This window comes from Vibrio sp. Y2-5, from assembly GCF_014596725.1.
GTDB lineage: Bacteria > Pseudomonadota > Gammaproteobacteria > Enterobacterales > Vibrionaceae > Vibrio.
Genome location: NZ_JACVEG010000056.1, coordinates 1 through 888 on the forward strand (window position 1 = coordinate 1; position 888 = coordinate 888).

Sequence of the window (888 nt, forward strand, 5' to 3'; positions counted from 1 at the left end):
TAAAGTGAATAATTTAAGTTTTTCAGAGGATGAGATTAAAGCTTTAAAGAAACTTATTAAGATACAACAAAGTGATGAATCAAAAATATTGTTTGATTTGATGGAATTACCTTTTTCGGGAAAAACTATTAAAAAGACGGTTCTTGTTAGTGGTGATTTATTTGATGAGTTTGAAAAGTTTGCTGAAAAAATCACTGTTAAGAATAAGTTGATTACAAAGAATATGCTAATTGAATTAGCTTTGTTTGATTTTATGACAAAGTATAATAAAAATTGAGGGCTTAATGCTCTCTTTTTTTTATATATTGTTGTTTTTAATGGTTTTGTTTTTTGTTTATAGTATGTATGTAGGGAATTCATGTAGGAAATATATACATATATGTTTTTAGTAGGAAAGGTGTTTTTAGAAAATGGGCAGAAAGAGAATTGATCCAGGAGAAAAGAAAGTTCCGATTGGTGTTTCTATAAGAAAAAAGTATGTTGATTTAGTTAGAGAAGAGGAGAATACATCTAAGTTTGTAGAGGATGCCATTATTGAACATTTGAAGAAAAATAAAAGAATTTAAATTTTTTTTTGGAAATATCTTGTTTTCTGTCCCTTTTTTTTGCTATAATCAGAACGTAAAATCTAATTTCGAATATTTGTTCGTATTTTTGTTCGATTTTACGTTCTATTTTTTTCATAAAATTTAAAGGAGTGTAATTTTATGCCACAAGTTATTGTAGAAGGTCAATACTTAGGTACAAGTATTAAGAAATCCCAGTTTAATGGAGAGGAAAAACAACATGTTCAATTAGATATTTATCAGTCTAATAGTTCTGATAATGATAAAACTGTTGTTATCAAGTGTGAAGATTTTGAGATTATGAATAAGTTCAAGGATACTA

Annotated in this window: 3 protein-coding genes; all 3 read left to right on the forward strand. The window is 26.5% G+C overall.

The window, feature by feature from the left end:
- A partial coding sequence (locus HUO09_RS21850) for a hypothetical protein (protein WP_223159540.1) occupies window positions 1-277 on the forward strand: 277 nt, incomplete at its 5' end.
- A gap of 133 nt (window positions 278-410) precedes the next feature.
- Window positions 411-566, forward strand: coding sequence for a hypothetical protein (locus HUO09_RS21855; protein ID WP_000532851.1), 156 nt, complete (start codon window positions 411-413; stop codon window positions 564-566).
- Window positions 567-707: 141 nt separating this feature from the next.
- Window positions 708-888, forward strand: a 181-nt coding sequence (locus HUO09_RS21860; RefSeq protein WP_188235271.1) for a hypothetical protein, incomplete at its 3' end; no start/stop codon positions are given.

What these genes read in the sequence shown, in the direction of transcription:
- HUO09_RS21855 (WP_000532851.1), top strand. Translation starts at nt 411, where the DNA reads ATGGGCAGAAAGAGAATTGATCCAGGAGAAAAGAAAGTTCCGATTGGT.